Annotated in this window: 1 protein-coding gene and 2 pseudogenes; 2 read left to right on the top strand and 1 reads right to left on the bottom strand. The window is 78.5% G+C overall.

The window, feature by feature from the left end; translation table 11 throughout:
* Positions 1–368: pseudogene (locus SSBG_RS23935) on the top strand (cobyrinic acid a,c-diamide synthase); the annotation flags it as partial.
* A gap of 56 nt (positions 369–424) precedes the next feature.
* Here the strand turns inward: SSBG_RS23935 and SSBG_RS23930 are convergent.
* Positions 425–1,150, bottom strand: a complete 726-nt coding sequence (locus SSBG_RS23930) for a ZIP family metal transporter (RefSeq protein ID WP_008748650.1) — start codon at positions 1,148–1,150, stop codon at positions 425–427.
* Positions 1,151–1,196: 46 nt separating this feature from the next.
* Between SSBG_RS23930 and cobC the strand changes: the two are divergent.
* Positions 1,197–2,511, top strand: a pseudogene (gene cobC, locus SSBG_RS23925) (Rv2231c family pyridoxal phosphate-dependent protein CobC); the annotation flags it as partial.

Here is a 2,511-nt window from a genome sequence, read left to right as displayed (position 1 = left end):
GACCGGTGTGGGCGGAGTGCGCGGGGCTGCTGTACCTGGCGCGCGCGCTCGACGGGGCGCCGATGTGCGGGGTGCTCGACGCGCGGGCGCGGATGACGGAGCGGCTGACGCTCGGCTACCGCGAGGCCGTCGCGGTGGGCGACAGCGCGATCGCGGCGGCGGGGACGCGGACGCGCGGACACGAGTTCCACCGCACCGTGATCGAGCCCGGCGCGGGCCCGGACCCGGCCTGGGGGCTGCGGCAGCCGCGCGCCCGCGTGGAGGGCTTCGTACGGGGCACGGTGCACGCGAGCTACCTGCACACCCACCCGGCGGGACTCCCGGGCGCTGCGGCGCGGTTCGTGGCGCGGGCGGCGGAGGCGGGGTGAGCGGGCGTCCCGCGGCGGGAGCGGCCGCGTCTTCCCCGGCCCCGGGACGGCGCCCGCTAGCCCGCGAAGCCGATGACGAGCCACATGAGCGCCACCCCGGCGACCGTGCACAGGAGCGTCGAGCGGGCCGGGTGGCTGTGGCTGGCCTCGGGAAGGATCTCGGCGGCGGCGATGTAGAGCAGGACGCCGCCGAAGAAGCCGAGGTAGCAGGCGAGCGCTTCGCCCGGGATGGTGAACAGGAGCGTGGACGCGGCGCCCGCGACGGGCGCGACGGCGTCGGCGCACAGCATCGCGATCGCCTTGCGGCGGGCGTTTCCGGTGGCGCGCGTGAGCGTGTACGTGTTGAAGCCGTCGGCGAAGTCGTGGCTGATGACGGCGAGCGCGACGGTGAAGCCGATGGCCTCGCCGACCTGGAACGAGGCGCCGATCGCGATGCCGTCGGCGATGCTGTGGCCGACCATCGCGGCGGCGGCGCCGATACCGACCTGCGGGACCTGCTCGGGGTGCTGCGCCCCGTGGGCGGCGCGGCGCAGCGCGAGGAGGCGTTCGACGACGTGCGCGGTGAGGAAGCCCGCGACGAAGAGGAGCAGCGCGGCGGGCACGCCCCACACGTGCCGCCCCGCGCCCTCGATCGCCTCGGGCAGCAGGTCGAGCCCGACGACGCCGAGCATGAGCCCGCCCGCGAAGCCGAGGACGAGGTGGCGCCGGTCGGTGACGTGGTGCGCGGCCCAGCCGCCGACCAGCGTCATCACGAAGGAGCCGAGGGCCACGAGCACGACCATGCCTCTTTGCTAGCAGACGGGACGCCCCAGGCGCACCTCGTCCCTCGTGGTGGGTGTCGGCGTGTCCCCGGGCGTGCCGGGTGCCGAGGTGGAGGCGCTGGTACGGGGCGCGTGCGGCGCGGCGGGGCTGTCGCTCGCGCGCGTGCGCGCCGTGGCGACGGTGGACCGGCGCGCGGGCGAGCCGGCCCTCGCGGCGCTCGCGGCCCGGCTCGGGGTGCCGGTGCGGGCGTACCCGCCGGACGTGCTGGCGCGGGTGCCGGTGCCCGGTCCCTCGGCCGCCGTGCGGGCCGCGCTCGGCACCGCTTCGGTCGCCGAGGCGGCGGCGCTCGCCGCGGCCGGGGAGCGCGGGCGGCTGCTCGTGGCGAAACAGAAGTCCGCGCGGGCGACGTGCGCCGTGGCGGAGGACCCAGGGGAGGAACCTGCCATGCCGTCGTACGAGCTGCGCCACCACGGGGACGCGGAGGTGCGCGGGGCCGGGCTCACGGATCTCGCGGTGAACGTGCGCGCGGGGACGCCGCCCGCGTGGCTGCGCGCGCGGCTCGTGGACGCGCTGGACTCGCTCGCCGCCTACCCGGACGGGCGGGCGGCGCGCGCGGCGGTCGCGGCGCGGCACGGGCTGCCGCCGGAGCGGGTGCTGCTCACGGCGGGGGCGGCGGAGGCGTTCGTGCTGCTGGCGCGGACGCTGCCGGTGCGGCGGCCCGTCGTCGTGCACCCCCAGTTCACCGAGCCGGAGGCGGCGCTGCGCGCGGCGGGGCACGCGGTGGAGCGGGTGCTGCTGCGCGAGGAGGACGGCTTCCGGCTCGATCCGGCGCTCGTGCCCGCGGACGCCGATCTGGTGGTGCTGGGGAACCCGACGAACCCGACGTCGGTGCTGCACCCGGCCGCGGTGATCGCCGCTCTCGCGCGGCCGGGGCGGACGCTCGTCGTGGACGAGGCGTTCATCGACACGGTGCCGGGCGAGCGTGCCTCGCTCGCCTCGCGGACGGACGTGCCCGGGCTCGTGGTGCTGCGGAGCCTCACGAAGACGTGGGGGCTCGCGGGGCTGCGGGTCGGGTACGTGCTCGGGGCGCCCGCGACGCTGGCCCGGCTCGCGGCGGCGCAGCCGCTGTGGCCGGTCTCGGCGCCCGCGCTCGTGGCGGCCGAGGCGTGCTCGGCGCCCGCCGCGCTCGCGGAGGCGGAGGCGGCGGCGCGGGCCCTCGTGGCTGACAGGGACTTCCTCGCGGCGGGGCTCGCCGGGCTGCCGGGGGCCCGGGTCGTGGGCCCGGCGGCGGCGTCGTTCCTGCTGCTGCGGCTGCCGGAGGCGGCGCGGGTGCGGGAGCGGCTGCGCGGCATTGGGGTGGGCGGTGCGGCGCGGGGACACC

The organism is Streptomyces sp. SPB074 (assembly GCF_000154905.1).
Classification (GTDB): Bacteria; Actinomycetota; Actinomycetes; order Streptomycetales; family Streptomycetaceae; genus Streptomyces.
This window is presented reverse-complemented; position numbering and strand designations above follow the sequence as displayed.